This is a genomic window from Bordetella sputigena (assembly GCF_965137885.1).
GTDB lineage: Bacteria > Pseudomonadota > Gammaproteobacteria > Burkholderiales > Burkholderiaceae_B > Bordetella_C > Bordetella_C sputigena.
This window is the reverse complement of the sequence record NZ_CBCSCA010000028.1, coordinates 1-17118: the sequence shown is the minus strand read 5'-3', so window position 1 is coordinate 17118 and position 17118 is coordinate 1. Positions and strand designations below refer to the sequence as shown.

Below are 17118 nucleotides of genomic sequence, written 5' to 3'. Positions count from 1 at the left end.
GGCGGGTGGGGTGGAGGAGTTCATGGATCGAGCCGTGGAAGGAGATGTCGCCATCGTATCGCGCATCGCGGTGTCCTCTGTGATCAGAGGGCAGCATGCGCGATGGCGCCACCACCCGCACTCCGGTTTTTGCGCCGGGCCGCGCAGGCCGCGCCGCGTAGGCCGGGCTGCGCAGGCCGCGCCGCGCAGGCCGGGCGTCGCACGCCGGCCGCCGCACACCGGACATCAGCCGCCGGGCCATCGCACGCCGGGCGCTCCCAAGGCGCCGGCCCTCAGGCCGGCCGAGGCGATCGCGAACCGGTGACGTAAAGATCCAAAAACCGCCGCAGCAAGCTGGCGGCTTCCGGCGTGGGGCGGACGTCGCGCGCCAAGGCCGGTACATCGAGATTTTCCCTCCCGTACTTTTCGGCATTGCGCTCAATGTTCTCGCGCACGAATTCCGGCGGGAATTCGGGATGGAACTGGGTGGACACGATGCTCGGTCCCAGGCGCAGGATCTGGTGCGCGTCCAGCGCCGAACTGGCCAGCACCGTAGCGCCCGGCGGCGGCTGGAGGACCGACTGCATGTGCATCGTCTGCGCCGGGAAATGCCGGGGCAGGCCGGCCAGCAGCGGGTCTTCCGCCAGGTGCTGGATCATGTGCGTGCCGACCTCGCGCCCGGCGGGGTTGTAGCCCACCTGGCCGCCCAGGGCGTGCGCCAGCAACTGATGGCCGTAGCAGATGCCGAACATCGGCAATCCCCGGGCCGCGGCGTTGCGCAGCCATTGGGCCGTCTGTTCGCTCCAGGGCGCGCGATCGGTGACCATGGCGGGCGAGCCGGTGATGAAGGCGGCGCGGTAGCGCTCGGGGTCGGCGGGCTGCGGGCCCATGAAGACAGGCACGATGTGGACGTCTTCGGGTGTCAGGCCGGCGGCCCTGCGGACGAAGCCCGCATAGCTGTCGTGCGCGGCCTTGATGGCGTCTTCCGGATCGCCGGTATGGATGATGAGGACAGGCAGGTCGTTGGCGGTCATGATGTGTAGCGCCACGAAATGGCATGGCGGTGCACGATCATAATGGACCCCACGGATGCAAGCGTTTAACTCGCGTTGACATGCAAGCGATGGCGTAAGGGCGACGCTTGCCGGAGATGCTCATCCATGAGTCCTAAGTTTCTGCAAAATCGTACAATCAGTCGCTAACTGCAATAAAAGGCTCATGCGATGTGGATATGGTTCGGGCTGGCTGTGCTGGCGCTCATCGGGGAAGTGGCGACGGGCACGTTTTATTTGCTGCTGGTGGCCACGGGCCTGGCGGCCGGCGGCCTCGCGGTGGTGGCGGGCCTGGTGCTCGAATGGCAACTGGTGGTGTGCGGCGCCGTCGTGATCGCCGGCTTGCTGTTGCTGCGCGGTACCGGCGTATTGAAAAAGCGTGAAATCGACGCGCAGCGCAACGCCGACGTCAACCTCGACATAGGCCAGATCGTGAAGGTGGACGACTGGGCGGGCGCACGCACCGCCAGGGTCTGGTATCGCGGCGCGAGCTGGGACGCGGTGCTGGCCGCCGGTTGCGACCCCGTGGCCGGCGAACAAGTCATCACGGAGGTGCGCGGCAGCCAGTTGATCGTCCAGCCGCGACCATCGGGTGCCCGGTCCGTTTCTTCTTATCCTGAAGGCTGATGCCATGCTAGATCCCTCCACCATCGTATTGCTCGTCGTCGTTCTCCTGGCGATCCTGATCGTCGTCAAATCCATCGCCATTGTCCCGCAGCAGCACGCATGGGTCGTGGAGCGCCTGGGTAAATTCGATCGCGTGCTATCGCCTGGCGCCGGCTTCGTCATCCCCTTCGTCGAGCGCGTGGCGTACAAGCATTCGCTCAAGGAAATCCCGCTGGACGTGCCCAGCCAGGTTTGCATCACGCGGGACAACACGCAGCTGCAGGTGGATGGCGTCCTGTATTTCCAGGTCACCGACCCGATGCGGGCCTCCTATGGATCGTCGAACTATATTTCGGCGATCACCCAGCTGTCGCAGACCACGCTGCGCTCGGTGATAGGCAAGCTGGAGCTGGACCGCACCTTCGAGGAACGCGAATTCATCAACACGACCATCGTCGCGTCGCTGGACGAGGCCGCGTTGAACTGGGGCGTAAAGGTGCTGCGTTATGAAATCAAGGACCTGACGCCGCCCGGCGAAATCCTGCGCGCCATGCAGGCGCAGATCACCGCCGAGCGCGAAAAGCGCGCGCTGATCGCGGCCTCCGAAGGCCGCCGCCAGGAACAGATCAACATCGCCACCGGCGAGCGCGAAGCCTCGATCGCGCGATCCGAAGGCGAAAAGCAGGCGCAGATCAATCAGGCGCAGGGCGAGGCCGCGGCGGTGCTGGCCATCGCGGAGGCCACCGCCCGCGCGGTGACCCAGGTGGCCGAAGCCATACGCCAGCCGGGCGGCATGGAGGCCGTCAACCTGCGCGTGGCGGAACGCTACGTCGAAGCCTTCGGCAACGTGGCGCAGAAGGGCAACACACTGATCCTGCCGGCCAATCTTGCCGACGTCGGCGGCCTGATCGCGTCGGCGATGTCCATCGTCAAATCCACCCAAAAATAAGGCTGCATCCGGCGGATCGTCGCCGGTAGCAGGCACCGCGCGCGATCAATGTCTCCATCCGTCGTTCTGCTCATACTCACGGCGCTGACGAATTGCCTGATGCTGGTGGTGCTGGGGTCGTTGGCGCGCAGCGGCATCAGCGGCATCCGCGAATCCATACGCGGCGCCTTCCTGGTGTTCGTGTCGCTGGTGGGCTTCGCGGCGCAGGCCGCGCTGCCGCCTATTCTCGGCATCGTCCTGGCGAATTTCCTGATGGCCGCGGGCGTCGCGTATTTCTATGCGGCCGTGCTGCTGTTCTTCGGCCGCGCCGTGCCGTACAGGGGCCTGGTCTGCGCGGTGCTGGCCGCGACGCTGGGCATCGTGTTGTTCTGGTACGTCTGGCGCGATACCAATACCCGCATCCTGATCGTTTCCATCCTGCATTGCCTGCTGATGGCGTTCATCGCGCGCGCCATCCAGCGGGATCGCCCGCGCCACCGGCCCGGCTATCCCTATGTGTTCGCGCTGTCGGTGGCGTGGTTCGAATCCGTGGGCCACGGACTGCGTGGCCTGATCTACGGCCTGCGCTGGGAAGTAATGCCCATGCTGGCGACGGATACGCCCCTGCATTTGCTGTTTCTGTCCATCGGCGTGCTGGTGGTGCCCAGCCTGACCCTGGGCATGGTCCTGATGGTGCACGACCGCATGTTGGAGGAGCGCGAAAGCGAGGCCAATACCGACTCGCTGACGGGCGTGCTGTCGCGCAAGGCGTGGTGGCTGCTGGCGGAAAAGACGGTGGCGCGCGCGGCGCGCGCGGATCAGCGGCTATCGCTGCTGATGCTGGATATCGATCGTTTCAAGGACATCAACGACACGCATGGACACGTGCAGGGCGACGCGGTCCTGAAGCACTTCGGCGCGCTCGCCTCGATCTCTTTGCGGCGGGAGGACCTTATGGGGCGCCTGGGCGGCGAGGAGTTCGCCGTGCTGTTTCCGGATACACGCATCGATGCCGCGGCGTTCGCGACGCACCGCCTGCGGCAGGCCATGCGCGACCAGGACTGCGCGCCGGGCGGGGTGACGATCGCCTATACGTTCAGCGGCGGGCTGGTGGAATGGGACGGCGAGGAAAGCATGGAGGCCCTGGTACAGCGCGCCGATCGCGCGCTGTACGCGGCCAAGCTCGATGGGCGCGACCGGGTGGTGGTCAGGTAGGCGGCGTCCGCTCGCCACGTCCCGCGTCGTGCCGGGACCGCCGCACGGAAGCAAGCGGGATGCGCGCGCCCCGGGATATGCGGTTCAGGAATCGCCGCGGCGCGAAGCGCGCGTATCGTGCTTCATCAGCCGTTCTTTTTCCCGTGCCCAGTCCTTGTCGCGCGCGGTATCGCGCTTGTCGTGCAGCTTTTTGCCGCGTCCCAGCGCGAAGTCCAGTTTGACGCGTCCGGCCTTGTAGTGCAGGTTCAGGGGCACCAGGGTGTAGCCGCGCTGTTCCACCTTGCCGATCAGCTTGTTGATCTCCTCGCTGTGCAGCAGCAGCTTGCGCGTGCGCGCGGCGTCGGGGTGGATGTGGGTGGACGCGGTCGGCAGGGGGCTGACGTGCATGCCCAGGATGAACAGTTCGCCATCCCGCACGATCACGTAGCTTTCGTTCAGTTGCACGCGGCCTTCGCGTATGGCCTTGACTTCCCAACCCTGCAGGACCAGCCCGGCCTCGTAGCGGTCTTCAATGAAGTATTCGTGGGAGGCTTTACGGTTTTCGACAATGCTCATTTGGACTCACGCCTGGTTCAGACCGCGCTGTTCAGGGGCGCCGCGCGGCGTCTTCGGCGTATAGCCGGTAAAATCTTGCCATTCTAGCGATTTGCGACCGCCGATGCACAAAGTCCAGCGTACCGTTCTTGTCCCTTACAGCGATGCCCAAATGTTCGAGCTGGTAGCCGGCGTGGAGCATTATCCGGAGTTCATGCCGTGGTGCGGCGGCGCCGAGGTGCTGTCGCGAGACGAGCAGGGGATGCAGGCGTCCATCGTGATCAGCTTCGCGGGTATCAAGCAGCGCTTCACCACCCGCAATACCCATCAGTTTCCGCACCGCATCGACCTGGAACTGGTCGATGGCCCTTTCTCGATGCTGGTGGGCCATTGGGAGTTCCAGGCCCTGGCCGCGGATGCCTGCAAGGTGCTCTTCACCATGGAGTACGAGTTTTCCAATCGCGCGTTGGAATTGGTGGTGGGCCCGGTGTTCAACCGCATCGCGACCAGTTTTATCGATTCGTTCACCAAGCGGGCGCAGGCGGTCTATGGCGAATGAGGCCGCGCTGACGGTGTGGGTGTGCCATGCACGCCCGCACGCGGCGTGGCAATGTGAGCTGCGGCTGCCGGCCGGCGCCACGGTGGGGGACGCCGTCGAGGCCAGCGGCTTCATCCAGGCGTTTCCGGATATCGATCCCTGGAACGCCGGCGTCGGCGTGTTCGGCCGCGTCGTGCAACCCGGCCAGCCGCTGCGGGACGGCGATCGCGTGGAGGTCTACCGGCCGCTGGTTTTCGATCCCATGGAATCGCGTCGCCGCCGGGCGGCGCACCGCGCGCGCAACGGGCGTGCGCCGCGCGCGCCCCGTCCGCCGCGTACGCCCAAGGCGCCGCGCTGACCGTCCGCAAGCGGGCGCCCGGAGCGTTTTCAACGAGCCATTCCGACGGAGCCATCCGGCCGCGCCATTCCGGCCTGCCATTCCGGCAGGCTCTTGTCATGGCTTTTCCGTTTACGTTAACGTAAAGTTATCGATAAACCTGCCCGGCCGGACGGCGCGCCTGTGATCCAGCGCGCCCGGCCACCGCGCCGGGCCACTTGGAGGAGACCCGACCATGGACTTGGACTTGAGCGACGAGCAGCAGGCTTTCGCACAGGCGGCGCGCGAATTCGCGCAGGGCGAGCTCGCCCCGCATGCGGCGCGCTGGGACGCGGAGGGCATATTTCCCAAGCAGACCTTCCATCGCGCCGGCGAATTGGGTTTCTGCGGCATGTACGCGCCGCAGGACATCGGCGGCCTGGGCCTGCCGCGCCTGGATGCCACGCTGGTGTTCGAGGAAATGGCCGCGGTCGATCCTTCCACCACGGCTTTCCTGACCATCCACAACATGGCGGCCTGGATGCTGGGCACGTGGGGCGGCCCGGCCTTGCGCGACACCTGGGGACCGCGGCTGTGTTCCGGCAGCCACCTGGCATCCTACTGCCTGACCGAGCCGGGCTCGGGATCCGACGCGGCATCGCTGCGCACGCGCGCCGACGAAGACGGCGCGGAGTATGTCCTCAACGGTTCCAAGGCCTTCATTTCCGGCGGCGGGGATACCGACCTGCTGATCGTCATGGCGCGCACCGGGGGCGGCGGCGCCGGCGGCGTGAGCGCCTTCGCCGTTCCGGCCGACAGCCCCGGCATCACCTATGGCCGCAAGGAAGACAAGATGGGCTGGAATAGCCAGTCCACCCGCGCCATTACCTTCGAGAACGTGCGCGTGCCCGCCGCCAACATGCTGGGCGAACCGGGGCAGGGCTTCAAGATCGCCATGCGCGGCCTGGACGGCGGGCGCATCAATATCGCCACGTGCTCGGTGGGCGCGGCGCAGGGCGCCCTGGACGCGGCGCGCCGCTATATGCGCGAGCGCCGCCAGTTCGGCGCGCCGCTGGCCGATTTCCAGGCCTTGCAATTCAAGCTGGCCGACATGGCGACGCATCTGGTGGCCGCGCGCCAGATGGTGCGGCTGGCCGCGTGCAAACTGGACGCCGGCGCGGCCGATGCCGGCGCCTATTGCGCGATGGCCAAGCGCTTCGCCACCGACATGGGCTTCCAGATCTGCCTGGATGCGCAGCAGATACACGGCGGCTACGGCTATCTGAAGGACTACCCATTGGAACGGCTGGTGCGCGATACTCGCGTACATCAGATACTGGAAGGCACCAACGAGATCATGCGCGTGATCGTGGCCCGCCAGTTATTGGAGAAAGGAGCAGATTTGCGATGAATCAGCCCGTGCTTTTCGAGGAACGTCCGACCGCGAACGGGATGCGCATAGGCCTTGCCACGCTGAACGCCCCGCAGACCTTGAACGGCCTGTCGCTGGATATGGCCCGCATGCTGGATGAGCGCCTGCGGGCCTGGGCGGAGGATCCCGGGCTGGCGGTGGTGGTGCTGCAGGGCGCGGGCGACAAGGCTTTCTGCGCGGGCGGCGATCTGCAGGGACTGTATCGCAGCATGCGCGAGGCGCCCTCCGGCGATCCCTGGGCGAACCGCTACGCACGCGACTTTTTCGAGACCGAGTATCGGCTGGACTATCGCATCCATACCTACCCCAAGCCGGTCCTTTGCTGGGGCAATGGTTTCGTCATGGGCGGGGGCATAGGCCTGATGATGGGAGCCAGCCATCGCGTGGTCAGCGAGACCGCCAAGCTGGCCATGCCGGAGATCAGCATCGGTCTGTTTCCCGACGTGGGCGGCAGCTGGCTGCTCAACCGCATGCCCGGCAACACCGGCATGTTCCTGGCCTTGACCGGCGCGCAGCTGAATCCCGCCGATGCCTTTTTTACCGGCCTGGCGGATTTCCACGTACGGCAGGCGGATTGGCCGGCCCTGCTGGACCGCCTGCTGGAACTGCCCTGGGCCGGCAGCGGCAGCGGCATCGATACCGACGAGGAAGCGCCGGCGTTCGCGCCGCGCTCCATCAATGATGGCCTGCTGCGGCGGGCGTTGCTGGCGCTGGAGCCGTCGCAGGGGCTGGAGCCCGGACCCTTGAAGCAACACTCCTTCCAGATCAACAACCTGTGCTCCGGCACGGACTTGCAGGACATCCACGAGAACATCGCCTCGCTGGCGCAGCATGACGATCCCTGGCTGTCGAAGGCGGCGCGCACGATGCTGGCCGGTTCGCCGGGCACGGCGCGGCTGGCGTTCACGCTGCTGCTGCGTATGCGGCAGCGCTCGCTGGAGGACGTATTCCGCGCGGAATACGTCGCCGCGCTGCAGGCCTGCGCGCACGGCGATTTCGCCGAGGGCATACGCGCCTTGCTGATCGACAAGGACCGCAAGCCGCGCTGGAATCCGGCCAGCATCGAAGCCGCGGACAAGCAATGGGTGCTGAAGTTCTTCGAAGAACCGTGGCCGCAAGGGCAGGCGCATCCGCTGGCGGACCTGGGCGCGGCCTAGCGTGACCGCCCGACCGCGCGTATCGGTATCGCACGGGTTTTCGCACATGGCGCGCCGGCCACAAGCCAGCGCGCCAGGCAACCGGCGCCGGTCGCGAGCCGGCGCGACATCATAGGGCTTCGGCCTGGTCGGCCTGCCCATCAACGAGGAGACAACCGTGAGCAAGATCTCATTCATCGGCTTGGGCAACATGGGCGCGCCGATGGCCTTGAATCTGGCCAAGGCCGGCCATGCGCTGGCCGTCCATGATCTGGTGCCCGCCAGCGTCGCCAGGCTGGCGGAAGCCGGCGCGCGGGCGGCCGCCTCGGCGTACGACGCGGTCGCGGGGGCGGACATCGTGATCACGATGCTGCCGGCCAGCCGCCACGTCGAAGGCCTGTACCTGGGCGACGATCTGCTCTCCCATATCGATACCAGCGCGCTGGTGATCGAATGCAGCACCATCGCGCCGGAGACCGCGCGCAAAGTGGCCACGGCGGCGCAGGCGCGCGGCATCGCGATGCTGGATGCGCCGGTGTCGGGCGGCACGGCCGGCGCGGCGGCCGGCACGCTGACCTTCATCGTCGGCGGCGAGGCCGATAGCCTGTCGCGCGCGCGGCCCGTGCTGGAGCAGATGGGCAAGAATATTTTCCACGCCGGGCCGGCCGGCGCGGGGCAGGTGGCCAAGATCTGCAACAACATGCTGCTCGGCGTGCTGATGGCCGGCACCGCCGAGGCCCTGGCGCTGGGCGTGGCCAACGGCCTGGACCCCAAGGTGCTTTCCGATATCGTCGCCAAGAGCTCGGGCCGCAACTGGGCGACCGAGCTGTATAACCCCTGGCCCGGCGTCATGGATCATGCGCCCGCATCCAAGGGCTATGCGGGCGGCTTCGGCAGCGACCTCATGCTGAAGGATCTGGGCCTGGCGGCGGAGGCCGCGCAGGCCACGCGCTCGGCCATCCCCTTGGGCGCGCTGGCGCGCAATCTGTATGCGATGCATGGCGCGGCGGGGCACGGCGGGCTCGATTTTTCCAGCATCCTGAAACTGTACAAGCCTGATTGAATCCATACGGGTACTATCTCGGCGATCCGTCTTGGGCCTGACCGGCCATGCATGCGTGAAGACCGTATGCGGACGGTTTTCATTCGCATCGATTACTCCGAGGTAGCATGCCGGCTCCGCAACATCATCGTATTCATCGCACCGGGTGGCTGCGCGCCGCCGTGCTCGGCGCCAATGACGGCATCGTGTCGACGGCCAGCCTGATTGCCGGGGTGGCCGCCGCCGCGGGCAGCCACGGCGCCATCCTGACGGCCGGCCTGGCCGGCCTGGTGGCGGGCGCGCTTTCCATGGCCGCCGGCGAGTACGTTTCTGTCAAGTCGCAATCGGATATAGAACACGCCGACCTCAAGCTCGAACAAAGCGCGCTGCTGCGCAATTCGGCGGACGAGCTGCAGGAGCTGGCGGACATCTATGTCAACCGCGGCGTGCCGCCGGACCTGGCGATGCAGGTGGCGCGGGCGCTCACGGCGCACGACGCACTGGACGCGCATGCGCGCGACGAGCTGGGCATATCGAAGAACTCGCGTGCCCGCCCTGTCCAGGCGGCCGTCGCTTCCGCGCTCAGCTTCGCCACCGGTGCCGTGCTGCCGCTGGTGCTGGCCGTGCTGTCGCCGGATCCCAATTGGCGGCTGCCCGTGGTGGCGACCGGATCGGTGGCCTGTCTGGCCGCGCTGGGCGCCGTGGCGGCATGGGCGGGCGGGGCGCCGAAAGGCAAGGCGGTGCTGCGCGTGGTGCTGCTGGGCGCCGCGGCCATCGTCCTGACGGCGGGCGTGGGATCGGTTTTCGGCGTGGCCGCGTAGGCGTCGCGATCGCGCTCGCGGGCGCCCGCGAGCGCGATCGGGAAAGCGCGCGCCGCCGGGACCGCAGGCGGCCGCGCTGTTCCGCCTATCTGTCACTGGTTCAGGCAGATTTGATGATATTGGGGAATACACCCAGTGACAGTCCGAATGCCAGCTTTCAGAATACGCGCCACATCGTGGTTTGCCCAAGAAGCCGGTGATGCACGATAGGCCCAGGAATATCCTTCCGTACGGCTGCCACGTGCAGAGCCGCTCAACCCCTAGCGGAGATCTCTCGCATGACTATGCTGCAACGCCTTACCCCGATCGCGCTCACGCTGGGGGCGCTGACGCTCGCCGGCGCAGCGCATGCCGCCGATACCATCAAGATCGGTATCCCCCAACCCATGACGGGTCCGAATACCCAGTACGGCGATCAGATCCAGGCGGGCGCGTTGACCGCCATCGAGACCATCAATGCCAAGGGGGGTGTCAAAGGCAAGAAGCTCGAACCCATCCTGATCGACGACGGCTGCGAACCCAAGCAGGCCGTGCCCGCCGCCAACCGTGTCGTCAATTCCGGCGCCAAGTTCGCCGTGGCGCATGCGTGCTCCGGCGTGACGGTGCCCGCCGTGAATGTCTACGAGCAGGAACATATCGTCGCCATCACGCCGGGCGCGACCTCGCCGCTGGTCACCGACACCATCAAGCCGCATTACTTCTTCCGCACCATCGGCCGTGACGACCAGCAAGGTCCTTTCGCCGCCAACTACATCGCCAAGACCGTCAAGCCGAAGAAAGTCGCGGTGCTGCATGACAAGCAGACCTACGGTTCGGGCGTGGCCACGCAGGTGCGCGATACGCTCAAGAAAGACGGCGTGAACGTCGTCATGTTCGAAGGCATCAACGTCGGCGACAGCGATTATTCGGCCGTGATCACCAAGCTGAAGTCCGCCGGCGTCGACTTCGTGTACTTCGGCGGCTATCACCCCGAGCTGGGCCTGCTGCTGCGCCAGTCGCGTGAACAGGGCTTGAACGTGCAGTTCATGGGGCCCGAAGGTACCGCCAACCAGGATCTGGTGGCGATCGCCGGTCCGGCCATCGAGGGCCTGCTGGTGACCCTGCCGTCCGACTTCACCAAGCTGCCCGGCAACGAAGGCATCGTCAAGGCCTTCCACGACAAGAAGCGCGATCCGGACGGCGCCTTCCAGATGCCGGCCTACGCCGCTGTGCAGATCCTTTCGGACAGCATCACCGCAGTGGGCGAGGATCCGACCAAGGTAGCCGACTATATGCATCAACACTCTTTCAACACCGCGATCGGCAAGGTCGAATACGATGCGAAGGGCGACCTGAAAAATTTCGAATTCGCGGTGTTCAAGTGGGATAAGAACGGCAAGAAAACTCAGCTGTAATGGCGACTGCCCCATGAGACGGGGCCTCAATTCGAACGCCCAGGTTTCCGGCTCCGGGTCGTATTACCGGGGCCGGTGCTATTTGGAGCCTGCATAAGACATGTCTGACCTTCTCCCCCAACTTACGCAACAATTCTTCAATGGATTGTCGCTGGGCGCCATTTATGCCCTGATCGCCATCGGCTACACGATGGTCTACGGCATTATCGGCATGATCAACTTCGCGCACGGCGAGATCTATATGATCGGCGCCTACGTCGGCCTGGTGACGCTGACGGCGATCGGCACGCAGAGCGGCGCGCCGGTGCCTTTGATCGTCGCGGCCATGCTGATCATGGCAATGGCCGTGACCGGCGTCTACGGCTTCGCCGTGGAGCGGGTGGCGTACAGGCCCTTGCGGAGCAGTCCGCGCCTGGTGGCGCTGATCTCGGCGATCGGCATGTCGATCTTCCTGCAGAACTGGGTGGCGCTGGGGCAGGGGGCGCGCGATATGGCGGTGCCCAATATCATCTTCGGCGCGATCAATTTCACGATGGGCGACAAGTTCGACGTCACCATCCCGTATTCGCGCGTCATGATCATCGTGGTGACGGTGGTGCTGATGATAGGGCTGTCGCTGTTCATCAAGTATTCGAGGATGGGCCGCGCGTCGCGGGCGTGTTCGCAGGATATGCATATGGCGAACCTGCTGGGTATCGATACCAACCGCGTCATCTCCTTTACCTTCGTGCTGGGCGCGGTGCTGGCCGCGGTGGGTGGCGTGCTGATCGCGCTGACGATCGGCAAGCTGAATCCCTTCATCGGCTTCATCGTCGGAATCAAGGCCTTCACGGCCGCGGTGCTGGGCGGAATCGGCAGCATTCCGGGCGCCATGCTCGGCGGCGCCTTGCTGGGCCTGGTGGAAACCTTCGCGGCCGCCTACATCTCGTCGCAGTACAAGGACATCATCGCTTTCCTGCTGCTGGTGCTGATCCTGCTGTTCCGCCCCACCGGTCTGTTGGGCAAACCCGAGGTGGAAAAAGTCTGATGGCGAATCAAATCAAAAACGCATTCATCGCGGCCGTCCTGACCGCGTTCATCGTGACGCCGGTGTTCGGCCTGCAACTGGTGCGGCAGGGCGCGCGCACCCTGATGGATCCGCACTGGAGCAATGTACTGATCGCCATGGCGGTAGTCTTCGTCGGGCAACTGCTGCGTCCCTGGCTGGCCTTGCCGTTCAAGCGCATGAAGCGCGAATTGCCGACGCTGCCGGCGGCGCCGGTGCAGGGCCACAAGTGGCTGATGGTGCTGATCGTGGCCGTGGCCATCGTGTGGCCGTTCTTCAGCGACCGCGGCTCGGTGGACATCGCCACGCTGGTGTTGATCTACGTGATGCTGGGCCTGGGCCTGAATATCGTGGTGGGCTTCGCCGGGCTGCTGGACCTGGGCTTCGTCGGTTTCTACGCGGTGGGCGCTTATACCTATGCCTTGCTGTATCACTGGGGCGGCTGGACGTTCTGGGAATCGCTGCCGTTCTCCGGCGCGGTCGCGGCCCTGTTCGGCTTTGTGCTGGGCTTTCCGGTGCTGCGCCTGCGTGGCGATTACCTGGCCATCGTGACGCTGGGCTTTGGCGAAATCATCCGCCTGCTGCTGATCAACCTGAACTGGCTGACGGGCGGTCCGGACGGCATTTCGGGCATACCCAAGCCGACCGTGTTCGGCTTCGAAATGGCGCGTACGTCCAGCGTGGAAGGGCAGAAGACCTTTCATGAACTGCTGGGCCTGACTTTCCAGAACCAGCATGTGATCATCTACCTGTACCTGATGGCGCTGATGCTGGCGCTGATTACGCTGTTCGTGGCCACGCGCCTGAAGCGCATGCCGGTGGGGCGCGCATGGGAAGCCCTGCGCGAGGATGAAATCGCCTGCCGCTCCCTGGGCTTGAATCCCACGCGCATCAAGCTGTCGGCCTTTACCCTGGGCGCCATGTTCGCCGGTTTCGGCGGCGCGTTCTTCGCCGCGCGCCAGGGCCTGGTGAATCCGGAGTCCTTCACGTTCATCGAATCGGCGCTCATCCTGGCCATCGTGGTGCTGGGCGGCATGGGCTCGCAGATAGGCGTGATCCTGGCGGCCATCCTGCTGACGGTGCTGCCGGAACTGGCGCGCGAGTTCGCCGAATACCGCATGCTGATGTTCGGCCTGGTGATGGTGTTGATGATGATGTGGCGTCCGCAAGGCCTGCTGCCGATGAAGCGTCCTCACGTGGAGCTGGACAAATGAGCGACGTGCTATTGAAGGTATCCGGGCTGTGCATGCGTTTCGGCGGCCTGCTGGCCGTCGACCATGTGGACTTCGACGTCAAGAGCGACGAGGTGTTCGCGATCATCGGACCCAACGGCGCGGGCAAGACGACGGTGTTCAACTGCGTGGGCGGCTTCTACAAGCCCACGGAAGGCGACATCCTGATGGACGGCCAGCGCATTACGGGCCTGTCCAGCCATATGGTGGCGCGCCATGGACTGGTGCGAACCTTCCAGAACGTGCGGCTGTTCAAGCAGCTGACGGTGCTTGAAAACCTGCTGGTGGCGCAGCATACCCAGGTGGAGACGCGCTTGCTGCCCGGCTTGCTGAAGCTGAAATCCTATCGGCAGTCGGAAGCGGACGCGCTGTCCCGCGCCGCGCAGTGGCTGGACTTCATGGGACTGCGGCAATATGCCAATCGCGAGGCGGGCAATCTGGCCTATGGCCACCAGCGCCGGTTGGAGATCGCCCGCTGCATGATCACCAAGCCGCGCCTGCTGATGCTCGACGAGCCCGCGGCCGGCCTGAACCCGCAGGAAAAGCAGGATCTGCAACGGCTGATCGATCGCCTGCGCCGGGAGTTCGGCGTGGCGGTGCTGCTGATCGAACACGACATGAGCCTGATCATGGGGATCTCCGACCGCATTCTCGTCATGGAGCACGGCAAGCCCATCATGACCGGCACGCCGCAGGCGGTGCGCACCGATGAGCGCGTCATCAAGGCGTATCTGGGAGAAGAGTAATGCTGAAGCTGGAGAACGTGCACACCTACTATGGCGCGATCCAGGCGCTGAACGGTGTGACCGTGGAAGTGAACAAGGGCGAGATCGTGACGCTGATCGGCGCCAACGGCGCCGGCAAGACGACGCTGCTGATGACGGTATGCGGCAATCCGCGCGCGCGGTCGGGCACCATCACTTTCGAAGGCCAGGACATCACGAAGAAGGAAACGTCGCGCATCATGCGCAGCGGCATCGCGATTTCGCCCGAGGGGCGGCGCGTGTTCAAGGACCTGACGGTGGTGGAGAACCTGATGATGGGCGGGTTCTTTTCCAATCGCGCCGAGATCCAGCAAGGGCTGGAGTATGTCTACGATCTGTTCCCGCGGCTGAAGGAGCGCGCGGAGCAGCGGGCGGGCACGATGTCGGGCGGCGAGCAGCAGATGCTGGCGATCGGCCGCGCGCTGATGACCCGTCCGCGCCTGTTGCTGCTGGACGAGCCCACGCTGGGCCTGGCGCCGCTGATCATCGCGCAGATCTTCGACATCATCCGCACCATCCGCCAGCAGGGCGTCACGGTGTTCCTGGTCGAACAGAACGCCAACAAGGCGCTGGGAGTGGCGGATCGCGGCTACGTCCTGGAAAACGGCCGCGTCGTACTGCAGGACACCGGCGCCAACCTGCTGGCCAACGCGGACGTGCGCAAGGCTTACCTGGGCGGGTGAGGCTGTCGCGCGGCGTCCGCCTGATAGCGCTGGATCACCGCCAGCGCCAGGGCGTCGATGGAGTCGGTCATGGGTACATCGAACTCCACGCGGCGGTCGTGGGGGATCGCGAGGGGGAGTTCGGTGCAGCCCAGGGCCACCGCTAACGCGCCGCGCGATTCCAGCAGGCGGACACAGGCGGCGGCGGGTTCGTAGGCTTCGGCCAGGCGGTTGGCCTTTACGGCCAGGATGGACTTGGTGCAGTAGGCGACCTGTTCGTCCTCGCTGGGGACGATGCACTCGTAGCCGTGGCGTTCCAGGGTGCGTTGGTACAGCCCGAGGCGCAAGGTGGCTTCGGTGCCCATCAGGCCTATCTTGCCTTCGCGTATGCCGCGGCGATGCAGGTCTTCCACCACGGATTCGATGATGTGCAGCACCGGTGCGCGCGAGGCCTGCACCATCTGCTCGTACCACAGGTGCGCCGTGTTGCAGGGAATGGCGACCAGGCGCGCGCCGCTGTCGTTCAGGAAGCGGATGCCGCGCAGCAGGTAGGGCAGGGGATCTTCGCCGCCGCGCGTGGCGGCCGTGCGGTCCGGCACGCGCGGGTCGTTCAGCAGGACCGCGGGAATGTGGTCCTGATCGCGATCGGCGGGTGTCAGGGCGGACAGGCGCAGGGCGAAGGCGGCGCCGGCCATGGGCCCCATGCCGCCGAGGATGCCCAGATAGCAGCCGGGATGCGCATCGTTCACTGCAAGGACTCCGGTTTTCGGGTGGGGGTCAGCACTTTGCCCGGGCGTTCGGTGCCGGCCGCGCCGTCCTTCCAGACCTGGCGGCCGTTGACCCATACGCCCTGGATACCCTGGCTGACCTGGATCGGCTGGTCGAAGGTCGCCCGGTCGGAGACGCGGTCGGGGTCGAACAGCACCAGGTCGGCATAATAGCCCGGCTGCAGCAGCCCGCGTTCGGCGACGCCGTAGTTGCGGGCGGCCTGGCCGGTCATTTTGTGGATGGCTTCTTCCAGGGATAGCAGCGATTGCTCCCGCACCAGCGTGCGCAGCACGTTGGTGAAGGTGCCCCATTGCCGGGGATGCGGGTGCGGGTCGAAGGGCAGGCCGTCGGAGCCGACCATCGCCAGGGGGTGGCTGAGGATGCGCTTGACGTCCTGCTCATCCAGCAGGAAATAGATGGCGCCCGCGGGCGACAGCTTCCGCAGCGTTTCCTCGTCCGTCAGGCCCAGTTCTTTCATCACGTCCGCGAAATCGCGGCCCTTGGCTTCGGGGTAGCCCTTGGACCAGGTGATCATGGTCCGCCGCGAGATGCGCACGCGATCCAGGCGCAGCATGGTGGAGGTGGCGGGGTAGGGGTGGCAGTCCAGGCAGACGGGCTGCAGGGCGCCGGCGCGCTCCATCAGCGCCAGCGTTTCGACCGAACGGCCGTGGTTTTTCTCGCCGGCCAGCTTGTGGTGGGAGAACACCACCAGGCAGTCCAGGGCCTTGCCGATGTCCAGCGCTTCCTGCATGGCGGGGACGATGTGGTCCGCTTCGTCGCGCAGGTGGGTGGCGTACAGGCCGCCGCGGGCGCGGATGGGCGCGCCCACCTCGATGATTTCGCCGGTGGGGGCGTGCGCGGCGGGCGGATAGAAGGTGCCGGTGGACATGCCGAAGGCGCCGGCGGCCATGGCTTCCTCCATCATGGCGCGCATGGCGTCGATTTCTTCGCCGGTGGCGGCGCGGCCGGTGTCCGCCATGGCGGCGACGCGCAGGGTGGTGTGGCCGACCAGCGGGATGACGTTGACGGCGGCCGGCGCGTCGCGCAGCGCCTGCAGCCAGGCGGCGAAGGTCTTGAAGCGGAACAGCGAGGGCGGTCCCAGCAGGTCCAGCGGCTGCGGGATTTGCTCGCTGACCAGCGGGGCCAGGCTGACGCCGCAGTTGCCTGTCACCACGGTGGTGATGCCCTGGGACACCTTGGGCGTCATGTCGGGATGCGCCAGCAGGTAGCCGTCGTCGTGCGTGTGCGAGTCGATGAAGCCGGGCGCGACGACCTGACCCCGCGCGTCGACCGCCGGTACATCGGCGGCATCGAAGCTGCCGATGCCGGCAATGCGTTCGCCGGCGATGGCGATGTCGGCGCTATAGCGTTGCTTGCCCGTGCCGTCGATCACGGTGGCGTTACGCAGAATTAAATCGGCATTCATATCGATGCTCACCTCGCAAGAAACGGGTGTTGGTTTATTCGGGGCCGCGGCGGAGCCGGCTCCGCCGGTCCGCCCGCGGCGCCCCCTTGAGGGGGAAGCGCGCCAGCGCTTCGGGGGTGGGTTCTCCCCTCCGGTCCGCCCGCGGCGCCCCCTTGAGGGGGAAGCGCGCCAGCGCTTCGGGGGTGGGTTCTCCCCTCCGGTCCGCCCGCGGCGCCCCCTTGAGGGGGA

The 17118-nt window shown here is 66.1% G+C and carries 18 protein-coding genes; 14 read left to right on the top strand and 4 right to left on the bottom strand.

Annotated elements, in window-relative coordinates; translation table 11 throughout:
- Positions 1 to 272: 272 nt before the first annotated feature.
- Positions 273 to 1013: a glutamine amidotransferase gene (locus tag ACNA0R_RS27065; protein WP_415829176.1), complete on the bottom strand. Its 741-nt coding sequence runs from the start codon at positions 1011 to 1013 to the stop codon at positions 273 to 275.
- Between the two features lie 189 nt (positions 1014 to 1202).
- Between ACNA0R_RS27065 and ACNA0R_RS27060 the strand changes: the two genes are divergently transcribed.
- From ACNA0R_RS27060 to ACNA0R_RS27050, 3 genes are read left to right on the top strand one after another with little or no spacing between them, the layout of a single operon-like run.
- Positions 1203 to 1658 carry an NfeD family protein gene (locus tag ACNA0R_RS27060; protein WP_415829175.1) on the top strand — a complete coding sequence of 152 codons (456 nt, stop codon included), beginning with the start codon at positions 1203 to 1205 and terminating at the stop codon, positions 1656 to 1658.
- Positions 1659 to 1662: 4 nt separating this feature from the next.
- Positions 1663 to 2586, top strand: coding sequence for an SPFH domain-containing protein (locus ACNA0R_RS27055; protein ID WP_415829174.1), 924 nt, complete (start codon positions 1663 to 1665; stop codon positions 2584 to 2586).
- A gap of 48 nt (positions 2587 to 2634) precedes the next feature.
- Complete coding sequence (locus ACNA0R_RS27050; protein WP_415829173.1) at positions 2635 to 3780, top strand: GGDEF domain-containing protein; 1146 nt, start codon at positions 2635 to 2637, stop codon at positions 3778 to 3780.
- Between the two features lie 84 nt (positions 3781 to 3864).
- Here the strand turns inward: ACNA0R_RS27050 and smpB are convergent, their stop codons facing one another.
- A complete protein-coding gene (gene smpB, locus ACNA0R_RS27045; RefSeq protein WP_415829172.1) occupies positions 3865 to 4335 on the bottom strand; it encodes an SsrA-binding protein SmpB in 471 nt (156 codons plus the stop codon).
- Between the two features lie 103 nt (positions 4336 to 4438).
- On the opposite strand from smpB, the gene ACNA0R_RS27040 reads away from it, so the two are divergent.
- The 11 genes from ACNA0R_RS27040 (at position 4439) to ACNA0R_RS26990 (ending at position 14717) form a co-directional block, all read left to right on the top strand.
- A complete protein-coding gene (locus tag ACNA0R_RS27040; RefSeq protein ID WP_415829171.1) occupies positions 4439 to 4873 on the top strand; it encodes a type II toxin-antitoxin system RatA family toxin in 435 nt (144 codons plus the stop codon).
- Entirely contained in the window at positions 4863 to 5210 is a 348-nt protein-coding gene (locus ACNA0R_RS27035; protein WP_415829169.1) for an RnfH family protein, read from the top strand. The genes ACNA0R_RS27040 and ACNA0R_RS27035 overlap by 11 nt, the downstream gene beginning before the upstream one ends.
- A 214-nt stretch (positions 5211 to 5424) precedes the next feature.
- Positions 5425 to 6579, top strand: a complete 1155-nt coding sequence (locus ACNA0R_RS27030) for an acyl-CoA dehydrogenase family protein (RefSeq protein WP_415829168.1) — start codon at positions 5425 to 5427, stop codon at positions 6577 to 6579.
- Positions 6576 to 7757: an enoyl-CoA hydratase/isomerase family protein gene (locus tag ACNA0R_RS27025; RefSeq protein ID WP_415829167.1), complete on the top strand. Its 1182-nt coding sequence runs from the start codon at positions 6576 to 6578 to the stop codon at positions 7755 to 7757. The genes ACNA0R_RS27030 and ACNA0R_RS27025 overlap by 4 nt, the downstream gene beginning before the upstream one ends.
- 157 nt (positions 7758 to 7914) lie before the next feature.
- Positions 7915 to 8799 (top strand): 3-hydroxyisobutyrate dehydrogenase, encoded by an 885-nt coding sequence (gene mmsB, locus ACNA0R_RS27020; RefSeq protein WP_415829166.1) that lies wholly within the window; start codon positions 7915 to 7917, stop codon positions 8797 to 8799.
- A 107-nt stretch (positions 8800 to 8906) separates the two neighbouring features.
- The gene (locus ACNA0R_RS27015; RefSeq protein ID WP_415829165.1) at positions 8907 to 9599 is read left to right on the top strand and encodes a VIT1/CCC1 transporter family protein; all 693 of its coding nucleotides are present in this window, start codon (positions 8907 to 8909) and stop codon (positions 9597 to 9599) included.
- Positions 9600 to 9877: 278 nt separating this feature from the next.
- Positions 9878 to 10993 (top strand): branched-chain amino acid ABC transporter substrate-binding protein, encoded by a 1116-nt coding sequence (locus tag ACNA0R_RS27010; RefSeq protein WP_415829164.1) that lies wholly within the window; start codon positions 9878 to 9880, stop codon positions 10991 to 10993.
- A 100-nt stretch (positions 10994 to 11093) separates the two neighbouring features.
- Positions 11094 to 12020, top strand: a complete 927-nt coding sequence (gene livH / locus ACNA0R_RS27005) for a high-affinity branched-chain amino acid ABC transporter permease LivH (protein WP_415829163.1) — start codon at positions 11094 to 11096, stop codon at positions 12018 to 12020.
- On the top strand, positions 12020 to 13252 hold the full coding sequence (locus ACNA0R_RS27000; RefSeq protein WP_415829162.1) for a high-affinity branched-chain amino acid ABC transporter permease LivM: 1233 nt from the start codon (positions 12020 to 12022) through the stop codon (positions 13250 to 13252). The genes livH and ACNA0R_RS27000 overlap by 1 nt, the downstream gene beginning before the upstream one ends.
- Positions 13249 to 14016, top strand: coding sequence for a high-affinity branched-chain amino acid ABC transporter ATP-binding protein LivG (gene livG, locus ACNA0R_RS26995; RefSeq protein WP_415829161.1), 768 nt, complete (start codon positions 13249 to 13251; stop codon positions 14014 to 14016). Before ACNA0R_RS27000 ends, livG begins: the two co-directional genes overlap by 4 nt.
- Positions 14016 to 14717: an ABC transporter ATP-binding protein gene (locus ACNA0R_RS26990; protein WP_415829160.1), complete on the top strand. Its 702-nt coding sequence runs from the start codon at positions 14016 to 14018 to the stop codon at positions 14715 to 14717. The genes livG and ACNA0R_RS26990 overlap by 1 nt, the downstream gene beginning before the upstream one ends.
- Here the strand turns inward: ACNA0R_RS26990 and cuyB are convergent.
- Positions 14702 to 15445 (bottom strand): cysteate racemase, encoded by a 744-nt coding sequence (cuyB, locus tag ACNA0R_RS26985; protein WP_415829159.1) that lies wholly within the window; start codon positions 15443 to 15445, stop codon positions 14702 to 14704. The genes ACNA0R_RS26990 and cuyB overlap by 16 nt on opposite strands.
- Positions 15442 to 16890, bottom strand: a complete 1449-nt coding sequence (locus ACNA0R_RS26980) for an N-acyl-D-amino-acid deacylase family protein (protein ID WP_415829158.1) — start codon at positions 16888 to 16890, stop codon at positions 15442 to 15444. The genes cuyB and ACNA0R_RS26980 overlap by 4 nt, the downstream gene beginning before the upstream one ends.
- Positions 16891 to 17118: the final 228 nt, after the last annotated feature.